Origin of the sequence: Adhaeribacter pallidiroseus, from assembly GCF_003340495.1 — a bacterium.
In the GTDB taxonomy this organism is placed as follows: Bacteria; Bacteroidota; Bacteroidia; order Cytophagales; family Hymenobacteraceae; genus Adhaeribacter; species Adhaeribacter pallidiroseus.
This window is the reverse complement of record NZ_QASA01000001.1, coordinates 5254571-5272185: the sequence shown is the minus strand read 5'-3', so window position 1 is coordinate 5272185 and position 17615 is coordinate 5254571. Positions and strand designations below refer to the sequence as shown.

Annotated in this window: 13 protein-coding genes and 1 pseudogene; 11 read left to right on the top strand and 3 right to left on the bottom strand. The window is 40.5% G+C overall.

Features of this window, described 5'->3' with window-relative positions:
- Positions 1-31: 31 nt before the first annotated feature.
- A complete protein-coding gene (locus tag AHMF7616_RS20955; RefSeq protein ID WP_115374668.1) occupies positions 32-1012 on the bottom strand; it encodes a pseudouridine synthase in 981 nt (326 codons plus the stop codon).
- Positions 1013-1260: 248 nt separating this feature from the next.
- Here AHMF7616_RS20955 and AHMF7616_RS20950 point away from each other — a divergent pair, with 248 nt between their 5' ends.
- From AHMF7616_RS20950 to AHMF7616_RS20925, 5 genes and pseudogenes are all read left to right on the top strand, one after another.
- On the top strand, positions 1261-1896 hold the full coding sequence (locus AHMF7616_RS20950) for a Crp/Fnr family transcriptional regulator (RefSeq protein WP_115374667.1): 636 nt from the start codon (positions 1261-1263) through the stop codon (positions 1894-1896).
- A 680-nt stretch (positions 1897-2576) separates the two neighbouring features.
- Positions 2577-3506, top strand: coding sequence for an NAD-dependent epimerase/dehydratase family protein (locus AHMF7616_RS20940; protein WP_115374665.1), 930 nt, complete (start codon positions 2577-2579; stop codon positions 3504-3506).
- Positions 3507-3709: 203 nt separating this feature from the next.
- Entirely contained in the window at positions 3710-4882 is a 1173-nt protein-coding gene (locus tag AHMF7616_RS20935) for a glycoside hydrolase family 130 protein (protein WP_115374664.1), read from the top strand.
- A gap of 93 nt (positions 4883-4975) precedes the next feature.
- A complete protein-coding gene (locus AHMF7616_RS20930; protein WP_115374663.1) occupies positions 4976-5440 on the top strand; it encodes a DinB family protein in 465 nt (154 codons plus the stop codon).
- Between the two features lie 86 nt (positions 5441-5526).
- Positions 5527-6096 (top strand): annotated as a pseudogene (locus AHMF7616_RS20925) (glycosyl-4,4'-diaponeurosporenoate acyltransferase CrtO family protein).
- Between the two features lie 135 nt (positions 6097-6231).
- Here the strand turns inward: AHMF7616_RS20925 and AHMF7616_RS20920 are convergent.
- Complete coding sequence (locus AHMF7616_RS20920) at positions 6232-9234, bottom strand: AsmA-like C-terminal region-containing protein (protein ID WP_115374661.1); 3003 nt, start codon at positions 9232-9234, stop codon at positions 6232-6234.
- A 177-nt stretch (positions 9235-9411) separates the two neighbouring features.
- On the opposite strand from AHMF7616_RS20920, the gene AHMF7616_RS20915 reads away from it, so the two are divergent.
- Both AHMF7616_RS20915 and gldJ read left to right on the top strand, forming a co-directional pair.
- Complete coding sequence (locus AHMF7616_RS20915; protein ID WP_147275746.1) at positions 9412-10425, top strand: PorP/SprF family type IX secretion system membrane protein; 1014 nt, start codon at positions 9412-9414, stop codon at positions 10423-10425.
- 59 nt (positions 10426-10484) lie between these two features.
- Complete coding sequence (gene gldJ, locus AHMF7616_RS20910) at positions 10485-11726, top strand: gliding motility lipoprotein GldJ (protein ID WP_115374659.1); 1242 nt, start codon at positions 10485-10487, stop codon at positions 11724-11726.
- 52 nt (positions 11727-11778) lie between these two features.
- Here the strand turns inward: gldJ and AHMF7616_RS20905 are convergent, their stop codons facing one another.
- A complete protein-coding gene (locus AHMF7616_RS20905; RefSeq protein ID WP_115374658.1) occupies positions 11779-12483 on the bottom strand; it encodes a ComF family protein in 705 nt (234 codons plus the stop codon).
- A gap of 112 nt (positions 12484-12595) precedes the next feature.
- Here AHMF7616_RS20905 and AHMF7616_RS20900 point away from each other — a divergent pair, with 112 nt between their 5' ends.
- The 4 genes from AHMF7616_RS20900 to AHMF7616_RS20885 all read left to right on the top strand — a co-directional run bounded on the left by AHMF7616_RS20900 (position 12596) and on the right by AHMF7616_RS20885 (position 17582).
- A complete protein-coding gene (locus tag AHMF7616_RS20900; RefSeq protein ID WP_115374657.1) occupies positions 12596-12937 on the top strand; it encodes a carboxymuconolactone decarboxylase family protein in 342 nt (113 codons plus the stop codon).
- Positions 12938-13294: a hypothetical protein gene (locus AHMF7616_RS20895; RefSeq protein WP_115374656.1), complete on the top strand. Its 357-nt coding sequence runs from the start codon at positions 12938-12940 to the stop codon at positions 13292-13294.
- Positions 13295-14068, top strand: coding sequence for an exodeoxyribonuclease III (locus AHMF7616_RS20890; protein WP_115374655.1), 774 nt, complete (start codon positions 13295-13297; stop codon positions 14066-14068).
- A 172-nt stretch (positions 14069-14240) separates the two neighbouring features.
- A complete protein-coding gene (locus AHMF7616_RS20885) occupies positions 14241-17582 on the top strand; it encodes a DUF4175 family protein (RefSeq protein ID WP_115374654.1) in 3342 nt (1113 codons plus the stop codon).
- Positions 17583-17615: the final 33 nt, after the last annotated feature.

The window sequence follows — 17615 nt, the reverse complement described above, 5'->3', positions numbered from 1 at the left end:
ATAAAACCAAATAACCATAGACCAAGGTTCGCTACCTTTTAGGCGAGCCCCCGGTTCTTCGGCCGCTATTTCTGGGAGCACCTGTTTTGGTGGAGGCGGGTTTACTTTTACCAATTCGCTTCTGACCAGTTGAACCCATACTGCGCGACGAGCTTATAGCGTTTTTGCTGACAGAAGAAGTACTTCGTGATGGAGAATCTGGTTTAGCGGTAGCCCGTGACTTAGCGGCTACCGCATTTCGGGGAGCCAGGCCTTCGTCGGTAAAATCATTTGCTATTTTGGAAGAACCGAAAGTTCTTTGGGGTTTTTGAGAAACCACATTTTTTAAACTCTCTACTTCGGCATGGGTTAAGGTGCGCCACATGCCAACCTGCAATTTACCCGGAGTTATGTCGGCTAAACGTGTTCTTTGTAAATGCACTACTTTATAGCCTAAACCTTCAACCACTTTTTTTACGTGGTGGTTGGTACTGGGCTCCAGCACTATCCGGAACCGGTTGGTGCCTAGCTTGGTAACAAAGTTCTTTTTTCTTTCGGTACCCGGTTCCGGAAAGCCGCCTTCGCTTACTTTCGCCAGAAAGTCGGTATTAATCAGTTTATCTACGGTTACTAGATATTCTTTTTCGTAGCGGGCGTCTGCCTTGGTCATTTTACGGACCCATTCGGTTTCGTTACTTAAAAACAGCAAACCTTCGGCATCGCGGTCTAAAAACCCGATGGGCAGGAGGGAAGCGGGATAGTTAAGCGCCTGAATAATATTATTGCGTACCGAAAGGTCGGTGGTGGTAGCGATGCCCGCGGGTTTGTTAAACAACAAATAAACCGGTTCTTCGTGCCGGACACGCAGTATCTCCCCATCCACCCGTACTTTATCCTGGGCCGTAACTTTAGTGCCCGCCTCCGGAATTTTGCCGTTTACCGTTACCCGGCCTTGTTCCAGTAAAGTGTCGGCTTCTCTGCGGGAACAGAAACCGGTATCGCTGATAAATTTATTTAATCGTTTTGCTTCCATATGAATAGCCTATCTGTCCGGTTTATATTCTTTTTAGATCTGGATAACGTAGCCTTGCATTCCATCTCCTCCTTTTTCCAACGCAAATAATGGCGTAAAGGTAAGCATAGCCCATTAAAATAGCTGCGTTTTCCATTTCACCGAATTAACTTAGGCCTTTATACTTTTAAATTATTACTTTGATCCAAACTAAATTGATTAGAAAAACTTAACTTTAATTAGTGCTTCTATATTAAAGTTAAATAATTATGGCTGAATTAACTGATTTTATGTTAGCCACTTTCCGGCGCAACCTGGAAACTTTTGTTATTTTCTCTGATGAAGAATGGGACTTGTTTGCGGCCCATCTTTATTTACGAAAAATTAAAAAACGCGAAGTATTTATTACCAGTGGCAGTGTTTGTAACGAAGTAGGTTTTATTTATTCGGGTACCTTTCGGTTTTTCTTTTTAAAAGAAGGCATCGAAATTAGTAATTACTTTTGCTTCGAGCGAGAACTGGTTAGTTCTTACCGCAGCTTCCTGAAAAGAGAACCCAGTGTTATTAACATTGAAGCCATGGAAAATGCCGAAGTCATTTGCTTTTCGTACGCTACTTTAGAACAATTAAGCAATAACCCAAAAATTTCTTTTAAAATGGAGCGTTTTGGCCGATTGGTAGCCGAGTATCTTATTTGCTGCTACGAAGACCGCGTAGTAGCATTTGTTACGCAAACACCAGAAGAGCGTTACCGCCAATTATTACAACAGCAACCCGATTTGTTACAGCGCATTCCGCAGCATTACATAGCTAATTTTTTAGGCATCACGCCCGTATCACTTTCCCGCATCCGGAAGCGAATTTTTGCCGCTGTTAGAAGTAAAGGCAATTCAGTAGCTGCTTAAAAATTTAAAAAACGTTTATAAGCATTCTTACTATATCTTTAGTTGGGAGTAATATTGGATTTAATAAAATAGTGAAATTTTAGTATTAAAATTCTTGCTGAGATTAAATTATTTAGAATACAACTATGAAATATAGGGTAATATATCTGGTATTATTTCTTCAGTTCATCAATCTCCCGTTATTCGCCTTAGATTTGAATAGCTATGCTCAAGATGTTTACATATTTTTTCATATTATTCCTATTATATGTTTCATTATAAGTCTTATATGGCGGAAATATCAAGCCATAAGAATAATTGTTTATCTGATTTGTGGATTTACTATCTTTTTAAATTTAGTAGTTGGGTCAATCTTTGGGAATGCTAATCTTACAATTCCACTTAAATCTTTGATAATCATTTGTATTACTGTAATTATTTTTACCGGAATGAAAAAGCGTTTAAATAAAGAATGATTTTTTGTTCGATTTACTTTTAATAGTGGCAACTTCTCTATTTAAACAGATATAAAAAATAAAACTACTAACAAAAGCTGTAGTGCATTTGAACGCACCATAGCAAAGACGTTGCAAACAGAAAGCTAGCATTATTAATTTGTTACGATTGTTCTTTCTTATCTTTTGTTAACGTTTTTAACGATTAATCGGGCCTAGCTTGCATCAATTATAAATAAGAAAAAGATGCATACTATATTAGGCGCTGGCGGACCCGTCAGCAATGCGCTCGCGCAGGAATTATTAAAAAATAACCAACCCGTGCGGTTAGTAAGCCGCCGGAAAATAGAAAAATTTAAAAAAGCTACTTGGGTTGGAGCTGATTTAAAGAATTATCAACAGGTATTACAGGCCGTGCAAGGCTCCGAAGTGATTTATATGTGCGCTGGCTTGCAATACAATAAAAAAGTATGGGCCGCCGAATGGCCGGTAATTATGCAAAATCTGCTAGATGCGACCAAAGCTACCGGGGCCCGGCTTATTTTTTTCGATAACGTGTATATGTACGGCCATGTGCGCGGTCCTATGACCGAGGAAACACCGTATAATCCCAGCAGTGTAAAAGGTGAAGTGCGGGCCCAAATAGCCGAAAAGTTAATGAACGAAGCTAAAATGGGTAATATACGCGCCACCATTGCCCGGGCTCCTGACTTTTACGGCACCGAAAGCCTTAACAGCTTCTACGATTCGATGGTGCTGGCTAAATACGCGCAAAAAGCGAAAGCTATGTGGCTCGGCGAACCGGCCAGTAAACATTCGTTTATCTACATTCCAGATGCGGGTAAAGCTGTATACTTATTAGGTCAACATCCCGAAACGGATAATCAAATCTGGCATTTACCTACTGCCCCAGCGCTTACCGGCCATGAATTTATTCAGTTAGCGGCTAGTATTTTTGAAACGAAACCAAATTTTATGAAAGTAAATAAGCTAATGCTTCAAACCATCGGCTTATTTAACAAGCTGGTTGGGGAGACTGCAGAGTTGTACTACCAATATCAATACGATTATCTCTTTAATTCTCAGAAGTTCGAAAAAGCGTTTCAGGTTCAACCAACTTCTTACGCCAATGGCATCCAACAATATTCCAGTTTCTTTACAAAATCAGATCAGTAAACTTGTTTGTATCTTCAGTACTAGTAAGGTATATCCTAATTATTCTTATACTCAATAATGCTGATACCCAAACTATCATTTATAAACCAGTACCACTAAAATAAAAGTGTGGATAACCATATTAGGTATTAATAAATTATTATTAACATATTGCTGACGTAAAAGCAATTACACCAATAACATACTAGAAGAATTCTACAGTTATGCCTACCGTTCGCTGCCTTTATTTTTTAAATTTTTTGTTGTTTTTATTTGTAAGTTGTAATCAACAATCAACTAAACAAACGGAAGCAGATACAAAATCCGGTAGTACGGAATCCAGTTCACAAGCAAACCAAGAAGTTACTAAAACCGAGGCCTGGACTTTAGGACCTTTCCGAAAAGAAGATGCACTAAACCCTATTCTGGGCCCCGATAGTACTACAAAATTCTATGATCCGATCCGACGCGATTCGGTAAAGTGGGAAGAAAAAGACGTATTTAACCCGGCAGCCGTAATGCGGAATGGCCAAGTGCATTTGCTTTATCGGGCTGAAGACAAAATTGGTAAGTTTGCCGGTACCTCGCGCATTGGGTTAGCTATTAGCCAGGATGGCTTACATTTTAAAAGAATGCCCAACCCCGTATTGTACCCCGATAATGATTTCATGAAGAAGTACGAGTGGGAAGGTGGTTGCGAAGACCCCCGGGTAGTAGAAACCTTGGAAGGCACTTACGTAATGACTTATACCACCTACGATGGAAAAACAGCCCGATTATGCGTAGCTACTTCTAAAGATTTACAAACCTGGAAAAAACACGGGTTAGCTTTTGGCAAAGCTTATAATGGCAAGTATAAAGATATTTGGTCGAAGTCGGGAGCGATTGTTTGCCAGCGCCAAGGCAGTCAGATAGTAGCCAATAAAATAAATGGCAAGTACTGGATGTATTGGGGCGATACCGACATGTTTATGGCAACTTCGGATAATTTGCTCGACTGGACTCCCCTGGAAGAAAATAACAAACTAGCCGTTGCTTTTGGCCCGCGTCCGGGCCAGTTCGATAGCCGGTTAGTGGAACCGGGCCCACCCGCTATGATTACGGAAGCTGGTATTTTGTTGATCTATAACAGTATGAACCTGGATAAAGGCGGTACGGCGGCTTTGCCTGCTGGCACGTACACAGCCGGGCAAATTTTGCTCGATCCTAAAGTCCCCACTAAAGTATTACAGCGTACCGCCAACTACTTTATGAAACCCGAAAAAGAATATGAAATTACCGGCCAGGTAGGGAATGTTTGTTTTCTGGAAGGTTTAGTTTTTTTAAACAACAAGTGGTTTTTGTATTACGGAACCGCTGATTCTAAAATTGCGGTAGCTACGCATTCAGCAAATTAAGATTGGCTCTACAGCTTTTTTAAATTTTTATTTTTTTGATGGCTTTAGTTTACTTTATTTAGTTTGTAATTACGTGTTAAGAACAAATTAAAAATGGCAGCAGATACTTTACAAAAACTGGCAGTTTATACCAGTTGGGCCAATCAACGGGTGCTGGAAACTTTGGAAAAAATTGGTGATAAAGTTCCTGCCACGAGTTTACATCTGTACAGCCACTTATTAAATGCCGAAGTAATTTGGCTAGCTCGCATCCAACATTTAGAAAGCCCGGTACAGGTTTTCGATGACCATAGTTTAACTGAATGCCGCCGGGTACACCAAAGCACGTTTGAGCGCTTCATTGGTCTGGCCGATTCCACAGCCGAAGAGTTAGAAGCCGAAATTACTTATAAAAATACGAAGGGCGAATTATTTAATACTTCGCTGGAGGATATCTTACTGCACGTATTTAATCACGGCACTTACCATCGGGCACAGATTGCCCGCGACTTGCGCCAAAATGGTTTAGAACCAGTAAATACAGATTACATTATGTTTGTACGCGAGCGTTCGAAGTAAAGGTCAGCAACAGATATTTTTTAACTAATAAGATAAGCCTATCTGAACTGGTAACTTCAACTATTATTTTTTAAAAAATTTAAAAAATGTCTGGTGCTAGCCGAAAATTACTTTTCCTGTGGGGGATCATTTTGCTAACCACTCTCGGAACTGCCCTATTTATTTTAACTTTTTCGCACTTCGCAGGTGTTACCACTTTTCTGTTTAGCTGGACTTTAAACTTTTCGCTTATGTTCTGGATTTCGGTGGTTGAATTGCAACTGAAACCAGCCCTTACTTTTAAGTATTTTGAAGAATATGCTTTTGAAAAAGAAGGTAAGATCTACGAAAAACTCGGCGTGTATGGATTCCGGAAATTACTGGTTCTAAGTGGCTGGGAAAAGTTAAGTCAGAAAAAGAATCTCATTAAAAAGAACCTTACCCCTCTTTTACAATCCGAAAGGGCAACTCGAGTTTCCTAATTTGGACATTTAATTATCGCGGTTCTAGTGGCAATAATTACGGTATTCGTTTGTTTCCAATATCCTGTTGCAGAAGCTCGTTGGCTTATTCTGCTTAATATTTTATTTAATGTTTATCCGATACTAGTACAACGGTACAATCGGCCCCGGCTGCGTAGCGTAATTAGAAAGCTACAAAGGTCAGTACCCGTATAGTTGACCAATCACCTATTTGGGGTAAGATTATCCAAGAAAAACCTGAATTTGTTAGAGTACTATTCTTAAGTGATAAAATAAAGACTAGACCGCATTTACAGTCTAGTTTTTTTAAATTTTTAAAATTGTTAAGCTTTAGTTGCGCTTAGCGGTATCGGTAGCCGGTTTACGCTTGTTAAATAAATTATTCAATTTTTCCGAAGCTTGTTGTTTTAGCTTTTGTTCGGCTTGTTGCGTGCGTTTCGCAATTTCGGCTTTGGCTTTAGCTTCTGCTTCTATTCGCTTACGGTCTAATTCGGCTTTAAGGCTATCCTGCGCTTTTTGTTTTTCCTGTTCCAAGCGCGCTTTGGCCACATCTACTTTATCCTGCACAATGCTTTGCACCACTTGCTTGGCCTGCGACTTAGCACTAGCCGTGGATAGTGATACTTTCGGGTTGGTAACCGTACCACCTACATTCAGGTTCATGGTAACGCGTTCGGTACCTTTTATATCTTTTACCCCGGTAAGTGAGGTAAGTTTCGCGTTTAAAGCATTACCTACTTTACCGGTGGGCACATCCAGCGCTACCGCGTAAGTTAACCCTCCATTAAAACTATTGGTACCACCAATGGTTGTTTTAATGTTACCCACATTAAAATCAAATGGTTTTACTACCAGATTACCGCCCACGATTTCGGCGGAAAAAGCTTTGTTCTCGATGGTAAAGTTCTTTAAATCTTTAAAATTTGTAACCTCACTGATGCGGTTTATAATTACGTTATCGTTAACCACGGCTTTTACTACTTCAATTAAACCTTTTCCGGTTAAGGTACTGTAAACCGGCATCATATCGGGGCTTAGCTCGCCGTTAAAGTTAAAATTAGTAGAAAACTTACCATCCAGAAACTGCGCAATCGGAGCTAAGGCCTTAATGGTATTAAATGTATTATAAGCCGATTTAAAATCCAGATTTTTAATATTTAACCCGAAAGTAAAGGCGGGGTGCTGCAGGTTTTGGGTGTTATACGAACCCGTAGTTACAAAAAAACCGCCCAAGGTATTAAAAGCCACCTGGTCCAGTTTGGCAACCTGGTCGCGGAGCGTGATGGTTCCTTTTAAATCATTCAACTTTAAGTTATCATACACTACCTGGTTAGTCGTGGTATTTAAAACAAAGTCCAGATTTTCGGGTACCGGAATAACACCGCCGGCAGCTTCCTCCGGTACCGGCTCGCCGCTCATTTCATCTACCATCCATTCATTCACGTCGAAGCGCGTGGAAGCCATATTAAAGTTACCCCGCAGTGGTTGATTTTTACCGAACAAATAACCCATGTAATTTGATACCGAACCGTTTACCTGCACATCGCTTTTACCCACAAAACCTTTCATGTCGCGTACTTCAATTTTCTCGTTATTAAATACGGTATTGGCCGACGTAATTTTCATACCCTGCGGCAAATCGGTGCTTTTATAGGTCAGGTTTGTTACCTGCATATTCCCGCTAGAGGTTATGTTCGCGTATTTGCCGGCGTCAATATCGGTCATTTTCCCTTTGGTGCTTACATCGGCGTTAATGCGACCGGCTAAGGTCATGCCTTCGAGCGGGAAAATCTTGGTAATTTTGGTTAAATCCAGAATACCCTTAATGCGAGCGTCAAAAGCGGGTTTATCAAGATTCTGCACAAATACCCGACCTTCCAACGGTTCCCCATCCAGCAACATATTAAAGCGTTCAATTAAAACTTTAGTATCGTCGGTATTGCCGGTAGTGTTGGTAATGGTAGATACCATATTTAAATTTTGAATAGGCGCCGGAAATTGCTTGGCTTTTACAAAACCATTGGTGAGGTTCATTTTGGCATTTACCACCGGCATTTGCGTTTTGCTGTAAGTACCTTTGGCTACCGCATCAACTGCTAATAAACCCCGCAAAGTCATGTCGGCAATCGGAAAAACTTTGGTCATTTCGGCTAAATCCACGCGGGCTTTTACGTTACCATCTACTTTCATGGGTTCTAAGCCTTGGATCGAAGCTTTTGCATCCACCGGGTTTTTACCTAAATCCAGATGCATTTGCCGGATTAAAATGTTGGTGTTATTTATCACGCCATCTTTATTATCTACGTTCATATCAATGTTGATATTAGTAGCCGCTTGTGGTAAATCCGGATATTTAAACATGGCATTGGTAACTTTTAAATCGGTACCAAAACCGGGCAAAGAGGTGTCGTTAAAAGTACCTTTTACATAACCATTGAAGGCAACTTTACCTTCTGTTTTAATATTTTTAAATTTTTCGGTAAAAATCCCAGGCACTACGGATAAAATACTCCTAAAATCCGTATCAGCGGCTTTAAACGTTAAATCCATATTAATATCTTCAGAGGGCATCGCCAAAGATCCATCGAAACCAAAACCAAATTCGTTTAGCTTAATGCTATTTTCTTTAAAGGTGTATTTGGATTGGTTTAAATCCATGGCTAAGGTAATATCGGCATCCAATTGGGTACTATCCAGGTAATCCATCCCGTCAAAATTAAAGGTAAAGCCATCGGCTGTGGTCCGCGATTTCATATCGAATACATTCTGTTCAAAATCGCCGCTGCCGGTATGGTTCACGTGAAAAGCCTTTGTACGAAAAGGAATGCTCAGATCTTCGTAAACCAAGGTACCGTTATTAATTTCCCAGCCTTTAATGGCCATTTTAAATTCATTAACCGTGTCGGCCGGCGTTTCGGTGGCAGTAGTATCCGCAATAAAAATATCCCAGTTGGCGCGGCCGCTTTTTAAAACTTTAATCTTCAGCCGCGGATCTTGCAGTTTTACCGAACGAATTTTTAAGCGGTCGCCCGCTATCACGCTCATTAAATCCAGACCCAAACTAAAGTTGGGCAAGGCGGCTAAGGTATCGCGCTGAAAAGAATCTTGCCCGATAATCGTTAAATCGTCAATGCTCAAAGCCAGGTTAGGAAAGTCGCGGAACAAACTTACATTTACCTTATCGGTTTGATACAAAACTTTCGCATTAACATTTTTAGCTATTTGTTTATCCAGTACCTGTTTTATTTTATCTTTAAATAAGTAGGGTGCCAGAGCCGCGGCGGCCAGTAACACCACAATAAAAATGGTAAATCCTATAAATACTTTTTTCATAAGGCGTTCTATAGTTTAAGATCGGCAAAAATTTAAAAATACGTTCTCTTTGCCCGATTACGAATTAATTAGACGAATGAACATACCAGTTGGTTTAAATACAACGTTTTTCTGAATACCTTGGTATTATTGCCGGGGCACACAGAAACCTCGGTAAGGCTTGCACCTTCGTATAATATGCTGGTAAAACGTTTTCAAATTTTGTGCCTTTTCCTTTTTGGCAGTTTTTGGGCAGTGGGGCAAGATTATCAATTTAGCCAGCAATTTACCAATCGTTTACATATTAATCCGGCCTTTGCCGGGCTCCGGTCAGATTATAGCATTGCCGCTGCTTACCGCACCCAATGGTTTAATGTAGACAAAGGATTTGTAACCCAACAGATAGCCGGCGATTATAAATTTAAAAATAAAAAAACCGCTGCTGGCTTTATTGCCTCCGTAGATAAAGCAGGCTCCGCAGGTTTTACCCGAACCCAGGTTGGCGGTATTTATTCCTATCAAACAAAACTAAACAATAACTTTGCGGCAAGTGTCGCTTTACAAGCTACTTATGGTTCGCAGCGTTTTTCTTTCAACGATTTGATATTTGGCGATCAGTTAAACAATAATGGCAGCATTAATCCTACCTCTCAGGAAAGTTACATTTACGATCCGATATCTTACTTAAGTGTAGCAGCCGGAGGTATACTATACAATAACCAATTCTGGGTAGGGTTAGCCGCGCACCATGCAAACCAGCCCAACATTGGTTTCGCAAACGAATCTAAATTACCAGTAAAATTTACCATTAACACCGGATATAAATTTTACGTGTCTAACTATTACCGCGATGCATATTTATATGAGTTCAGTGTAACGCCAACTATTACGTACACGCAGCAACAGTTTTTTAAAAAAACCGACCTGGGTTTATACTTAACCTATACGCCTATTACGTTAGGATTATTGTACCGGGGATTACCCATAACCAGCGATTTGCCTTATGATCAATCGGTTGCTATAATAACCGGCATTGTTTTAGAACCTTTTCGAATTGCCTATAGTTATGATGTTGTTTTTACCGGGGCGGGCAGCCGGAGCGGCGGAGCACACGAAATAGGAATATCTTTTGATAAGATCGATTACGATAAAATTTTCAAAGGCCGGGCATCTAAGAAAAATTATAAACATATCTCTTGTCCGGCATTTTAAATAGTGTTATTATTGCAGTAAATTTAGAAAATTAATATTTTTAGGAGCCAACATCTTTTATGGAGTTGTTAAAATTTTTAGGTTACGCCGCCGCGAGCGCCGTTATTCTTACCGCTTGTAACAGAAAAGGAAATCCAACCAGCACCAATCCAGGCGATATTAGTGCTAAAACCGGAATTGAGTATAATACGGAGGAAGGGTTTCAGGTTGCCAGTTACGAACCACTGGCCGAAGGTCCGGGACTTAAGTTTATTGAGGGTGGCCGTACTACCTTGGGCTCTATGGAAGAAGACGTAGCTATGACCCGCGATAATATCGAGCGAACGGTTACTGTTGCTTCTTTCTTCATGGACGAAACGGAGGTAGCCAACATCCATTGGTTAGAATATCTATCCCACATTAAAAAAGATTCAGCTGAAGAAGTTTATACAAAAGCATTACCCGATACTACTGTTTGGCAACGGGAATTATCATTCAACGATCCTTACGAGCAATATTACCTGCGTTATCCGGGCTTCCGGTTTTATCCGGTGGTAGGAGTAAGCTGGGAACAAGCTAACGATTATTGCTTGTGGCGTACTGCCAAAGTAAACGAAAACATGGCCCGCAACGGAGGTGCTTCCGGGGGAGGTGGCTTTAAGTTATTCGGCAAAAAGAAAAAAGGTGCGGCCGCTGAAGCTCCGGCCGAAGGTGGTTCTTTATCTATCGAGTCGGGCTTAGTTTTACCAAATTATCGTCTACCTACAGAGGCGGAGTGGGAATATGCCGCTCAGGCTATGATTGGTACCCAATTAGACGAAGACGAAAATCAATCGAACAAGCGTTTATATCCTTGGGATGGTCACCAAATGCGTAATCCGTATGGCAAACGTCAAGGTGAATTCCTGGCCAACTTTAAACGGGGCCGGGGTGACTACGCGGGTATTGCTGGTTCCTTAAACGATGGCGCCATGATTACCGAATGGGTATATGCTTATCCTGCGAACGATTTTGGTTTGTATAATATGGCGGGTAACGTAAATGAGTGGGTACAAGATGTGTACCGTCCATTATCGTTCCAGGACGTAGAAGACTTAAACCCGGTACGTCGGGGAGGTGGTATTAGCGATCCGGCTGCTAACTACGATATAGCTGGTTTCCAGTCGTTGATTAACGATGAAGTACGCGTATTTAAAGGCGGTTCCTGGAGAGACGTGGCTTACTGGTTATCGCCGGGTACCCGTCGCTTTATGGCTCAGGATTCCGCTACTGCTACTATTGGTTTCCGTTGCGCCATGATTAATACTGGCTCTAACAAATAAGAATTTTAAAAATTATAAAAAAAGGTCTGCTCAACAGCAGACCTTTTTTGTTTTAGGCCGCCGCAATAGCCGCCACACTCACTTCTTGGGCGCCTGCTTCTAACAACACCAGAGCACATGCTTCTAATGTAGCTCCCGTAGTCATGACATCGTCAACCAGCAGAATTCGTTTATTTTGAATACTAGCGGGATCCGCTACCGTAAAAAGCTGTCCTACATTTTGCCATCTTTCCAAACGGGTCTTTTTAGTTTGAGTACTGGTATCAGCGGTTCGCTTCAGGATGTGGGGTTGCCAATTAACTTCTAACATCTGTGCTAAACCTTTCGCAAAAGAATCCGATTGGTTATAACCCCGTTTTTTTAATTTTTTGGTGTGCAGCGGCACCGGTATAATCACATCAAACTGCTGGTGATAATTATTTTCTTTTAATTCGGCTCCGTACCAATTACCCAGCGTTTCCCCTACTTCTTCGTGGCCTTTATATTTTAAAGCATGCAGTAGCTTCTGTACCCTACCTGATCGGTTAAAATACAGGTAAGCAAAGGCATATTTTACCGGTACTTTATTGTAAAAACGCTGTAGCAGCCCGTTATCTGAATTAAACAAAAGATGACTATTGGTATAAGGTAAATTAATCCGGCACTCCGTACAAACTGATTTTTCACCACGGGCCAGTAACTCCTGGCAGGCTAGACACTCCTGCGGAAACAACAACGATATAAAATCAGCAAATATATTCGTAATTGGGGCCAACATACCTGTTCAGAAAACGGAGCTATTTTGTAATTTTATAATCTAGACCTTTGTTGTTAACCATTACCAAGTAGCAAACAAGGTTTAATTTAAGAATACGTAATAAATTTAAAAAATGAATAAAGTAGAAAAATTTAATGATTACCGCACGCGCATGAACGAAAAAATAATGGCGGCGGATAACAAAGTTATTAAACGTTTTTTTAATCTCGATACCAATGCTTACCAACAAGGCGCTTTAAATGTAAAAACCAAAGAAATGCTGGGCTTAGCTTGTTCTATGGTATTACGTTGCGACGATTGTGTAAAATACCACTTAGGTAAATGCCAGGAATGCGGCGTTACTGACGAAGAAGTATACGAGGTCTTTGCCATTGCAAATTTAATTGGTGGATCTATTGTAATTCCGCATTTCCGTAGAGCGGTGGAATATTGGGAAGAATTAAAAATTAGTTAAATGGCTGTGAGAAGAATTGATTACAACGCCGATTTTGAAAACCGGTGGTTGGAGCGTTTACGGGATCTACGCGAAAAATTTGGGAAGACGCTCCATCTAAATGGCATCTTGTTTTTAATTGGTATTCAGGAATTAGGCCAGGGCCTTCGGGAGTTTACTAAAGAACAAAAACAAGATTTAATGCATATTGCAACTTGTAAATTATTTAGCTTATCCGGCTATTATGAATTTACGCACCGCGATGAGGAAGGCTGGCCGCATTACCGAACGGTAAAATCCATACCTTCGGCTAATTTAAAAGAACAGGAAAAAATGCTGAAATGGCATATATTAGAATATTTTGATCAGGAAAACTAAATGAAAATTATTAGTTATAATGTAAATGGGATCCGCTCAGCGGTAAGTAAAGGTTTTGTGGATTGGTTACAGGCTGCTGACCCCGATGTAATTTGTTTACAGGAAATAAAGTGCGACGAAGAGAAGTTCGATAAACAGCTTTTTGAAGCATTAGGTTACCACGTATACATTCATCCGGCCGTTAAAAAAGGCTACAGTGGGGTAGGCATATTTTCAAAACAAAAACCGAATAATGTAACTGTAGGTTGCAGCCACGAATTATACGATGCGGAAGGGCGCGTTTTGCGGGCTGACTTTGATGATTGTTCCGTGGTAAATGTGTACATGCCTTCCGGATCGAGCGGCGATACCCGTCAGGATTTTAAAATGCAATGGCTGGAGTATTTTCTCCAATACATCAACCAAGTTCGTACCCAATTGCCTAATTTGGTAATTTGCGGCGATTACAACATCTGCCACCAACCCGTAGATATTCATAATCCCAAATCAAATGCGAATAGCTCCGGCTTTTTACCGGAAGAACGAGAATGGTTTTCGCAGTTTCTAAGCCATGGCTACGTAGATTCTTTCCGGCACTTTAACCAGGAACCGCATAATTACACCTGGTGGAGTTACCGGGCTGGTGCCCGGGGCAAAAATTTAGGCTGGCGTATTGATTACGCCATTGTTACAGAACCATTAAAAAATCGTTTAAAACGAGCCACTATTTTAACCGAAGCCAAACATTCTGATCATTGTCCGGTATTAGTAGAATTAACCTCCGAAATAGCCTAATTGGATTATATCGTATTAACCGGCTTTATCGTTTTATTTTAAGCATTAAGTTTCAGGTTAATAGCGAGTACTGTGTTATATTTACTTTAACCAAACTACTTTAGCTACTCTTCCCTAATTACATGAATACCAGCTTATTAGTTATTTTTACTTGAATCTTTTATTTTAGGTTATGAATCAGTATGTTACGATGGATGTGGTGCTGCAGCATTTGCAGGCTTTCAAGAAAAAGTTCTACCTTAATTTACTTATTAAAGGAAGTATTTTTTCAGTGGGATTGCTTTTAACTTTTTTCCTGATTTATAACCTGCTGGAATACTTTTTTTATTTTCCGTATTACGTGCGGGCTTTTTTATTTTTCTCTTTCTTAGGCATAATCATCTACGCTTTTCTGCGCTGGATATTTACTCCACTCAGCGCCTTCGCCAACTTTAAACGATTACTGAGCGACGAGCAAGCTGCGCAGAAAGTAGGAACTTTTTATCCCGAAATAAAAGACAAGCTTTTAAACACCATCCAGCTAAAAGATCTCAGCAAAACCAATGACTTAATAGCGGCCAGCATTGAGCAAAAAAGCCAGCATTTAGCGGGATTTAAGTTTGACGAAAGTGTGAAGTTGCAGGAAAATAAGCCTTTGCTAAAATACGTATTAATTCCGGTTGGTTTAATGTTGCTTATTACTTTAATCTACCCTAATTTATTCGTAAAAGGCACCGAACGCATTATTAATTACAAGAAGTATTATGCGCCGGAAGCTCCTTTCAAATTCATCGTCCAAAATCGTAAATTGGAAACTTTCCGCAATGAAGATTTTCAACTGGAGGTAAAGCTGGAAGGTAAAACCATTCCGAACGAAATTAAAGTAATATACAATGGCCGGGAACAAAACCTGATCCGGAATAAAAACAATACGTTTACCTACACTTTCCAGAATTTACAAAAACCACTGGCATTTCAGCTGGCCGGTTCCGGTTTTTATTCGGACCCGTACATGCTCGATGTGCTTTCGCGTCCGAACATTAAAGATTTTAGTTTACAGATTCAATATCCCAAGTATTTACAAAAAAAACCGGAAGCGATTAATAACACCGGCAGTATAACGGTGCCCGAAGGAAGTTTGATTACCTGGAATTTTGTCACTCTAGCAACGGAGCAATTAGAGCTGGCTTTTACCAATCCAACATCTGTTCTGGCCGCTACGCAAGAAGAATCTGATTTTACAGTGAGCAAAAAAATAAACGCTACCCAGGAGTACGAAGTACGGCTCAAAAACAAGTACAGCGGCAACAAAGATAAAATGAGCTTCCTGATTACTTCTATTCCGGACCGGGTGCCGGAAATTATCCTGGAAAGCTTTCAGGATTCAGTGGGGTTTGATAACCTGGTGTTAGGTGGCACGGTAGCCGATGACTATGGTTTATCGCGGTTAAATATTTATTACCGGGTAACGAGCGGGAATAACTCACAAGGTGGAAATTTTAAAATTATCCCCTTACGCTTAGAGCCGCAACAGAACAGCCAGTCGTACTACTATCCTTGGAACGTAGCAAATTTAAAAATTACCCCAGGTCAGCAGCTGGAATATTTTGTGCAGGTTTGGGATAACGATGGCATTAGAGGACCTAAAAGTGCCCGTTCGCAAATATTGTCGCTGAAGATACCTTCTCGCACCGAGCTAAACAAAGAAATAGCTTCTAATGCTAAATCCATGCAAAGCCAAATGAGTAAGTCGGTACAAAAAGCGCAAAAGTTGCAAGAGCAAATATCGCAATCCGAAGAAAAGCTTAAAACCAAGAAGGAATTAAACTGGCAGGACAAAAAGCAGATAGAAGATTTGCTCGAAAAAAAGAAGCAATTAGAGCGTGATATTAACTCCATGAAAGAGTCCTTTGATCAGCTAAATCAGCAACAAGATAAGGTAGACGAGAAGAGCCTGGAGCTAGCCGAAAAAACTAAGCAGTTGCAAAAGCTTATGGAAGACTTACTTGATGAAGAAACTAAGAAATTGTACGAAGAATTAGAAAAACTTTTGCAACAACAAATGCCAAACGAACGGGAGTTGCAAAAACTGCTGGATAAGTTGGATAACAAAGAAAATAATTTAGAAAAAGAACTGGAACGAGCTCTCGAATTATTTAAGCAACTGCAATTTGAGCAAAAGCTGGAAAGTGCCACCGATAAACTAAACGAGCTGTCGAAAGAACAAGAACAGCTTTCGGATAAAACTGAAGAGAAGAAGGCGCCTAACCCGGAGTTACAGCAAGAACAAAAAGAGCTGCAACAAGAGTTTGAAGATGTCAAAAAAGAACTGGATGATCTAGAAAAGTTAAATAAGGAACTGGAAGATCAAAATCAAATGGAAGACACCAAGCAGGAAGAAAAGCAGGTCGACCAAGAAATGCAGAATAGCCAGGAATCATTAGATAAGAAGCAAAATAAGAAAGCGGCTCAATCACAGAAAAATGCGGCTGAGAAAATGCAACAGATGGCGCAGAAAATGGAACAAGAATCTGAGAGCAGCAGCATGGAAGAAGCACAACAGAATCTGGATCATTTACGGGATATTTTAAATAATTTAATTAAACTTTCTTTCGATCAGGAAGAACTGATGAAATCGTTCCGGAGTGTGAGCCAGAGCGACCCCCGATTTATAAGTTTGGGGCAACAACAAATGAAGCTGAAAGATGATGCTAAAATTATTGAAGATAGCTTGTATTCGTTAGCTAAAAAGGTATTTCAGATTCAGTCTTTTGTAACCCGTGAGGTAGGGGCGATGAACAATAATATTTCGGAAAGTTTGAATCAGATTAAGGAACGCAACGTAGGTAAAGCAACCATGCACCAGCAACTCACCATGACCTCGGTAAACAACCTAGCGCTAATGTTAAACGATGCCCTTAAGCAAATGCAACAGCAAATGGCTATGGCGGCACAAATGCAAGGCAAAGGTAAGCCTAAGCCAGGCGGCAAACCTAAACCAGGATCCGGTGAAATGGGTAAAATGCAGCAAATGCTTAATCAGAAAATGGAAGATTTAAAAAAAGGCAACTTGTCGGGTAAAGCACTTTCGGAAGAACTAGCTAAATTAGCTGCCGAACAGCAACGTTTGCGCAATGCTTTAAAAGAATTAGAGAAACAAGGCGGCAAAGAAGGCAAAGGCACCAAAGAGGAGGGAAGTGATGGTGCTGGCGGCAAGCTCGATAAATTAAATAAAATGATGGAACAATCCGAAACCGATCTCGTTAATAAACGACTTACGGAGCAAACAATCATGCGGCAGCGCGAAATATTAACGCGTTTGCTAGAAGCAGAGAAATCAGCTCGGGAAAGAGAACTGGATAATAAACGGGAATCGCAATCAGGTAAGGAGTTGGCTCGTGCCGTGCCGCCATCTTTTGAAAAGTATATTAAGAACAAAGAAAAACAGACAGAGTTACTAAAAACTATTTCGCCGGCCTTTACACCTTATTACAAGAAAGAGGTGAACGAATATTTTCAAAAAATAGGAAAATAACTTTGCATATATTAGCGCTATTAAACGACCATT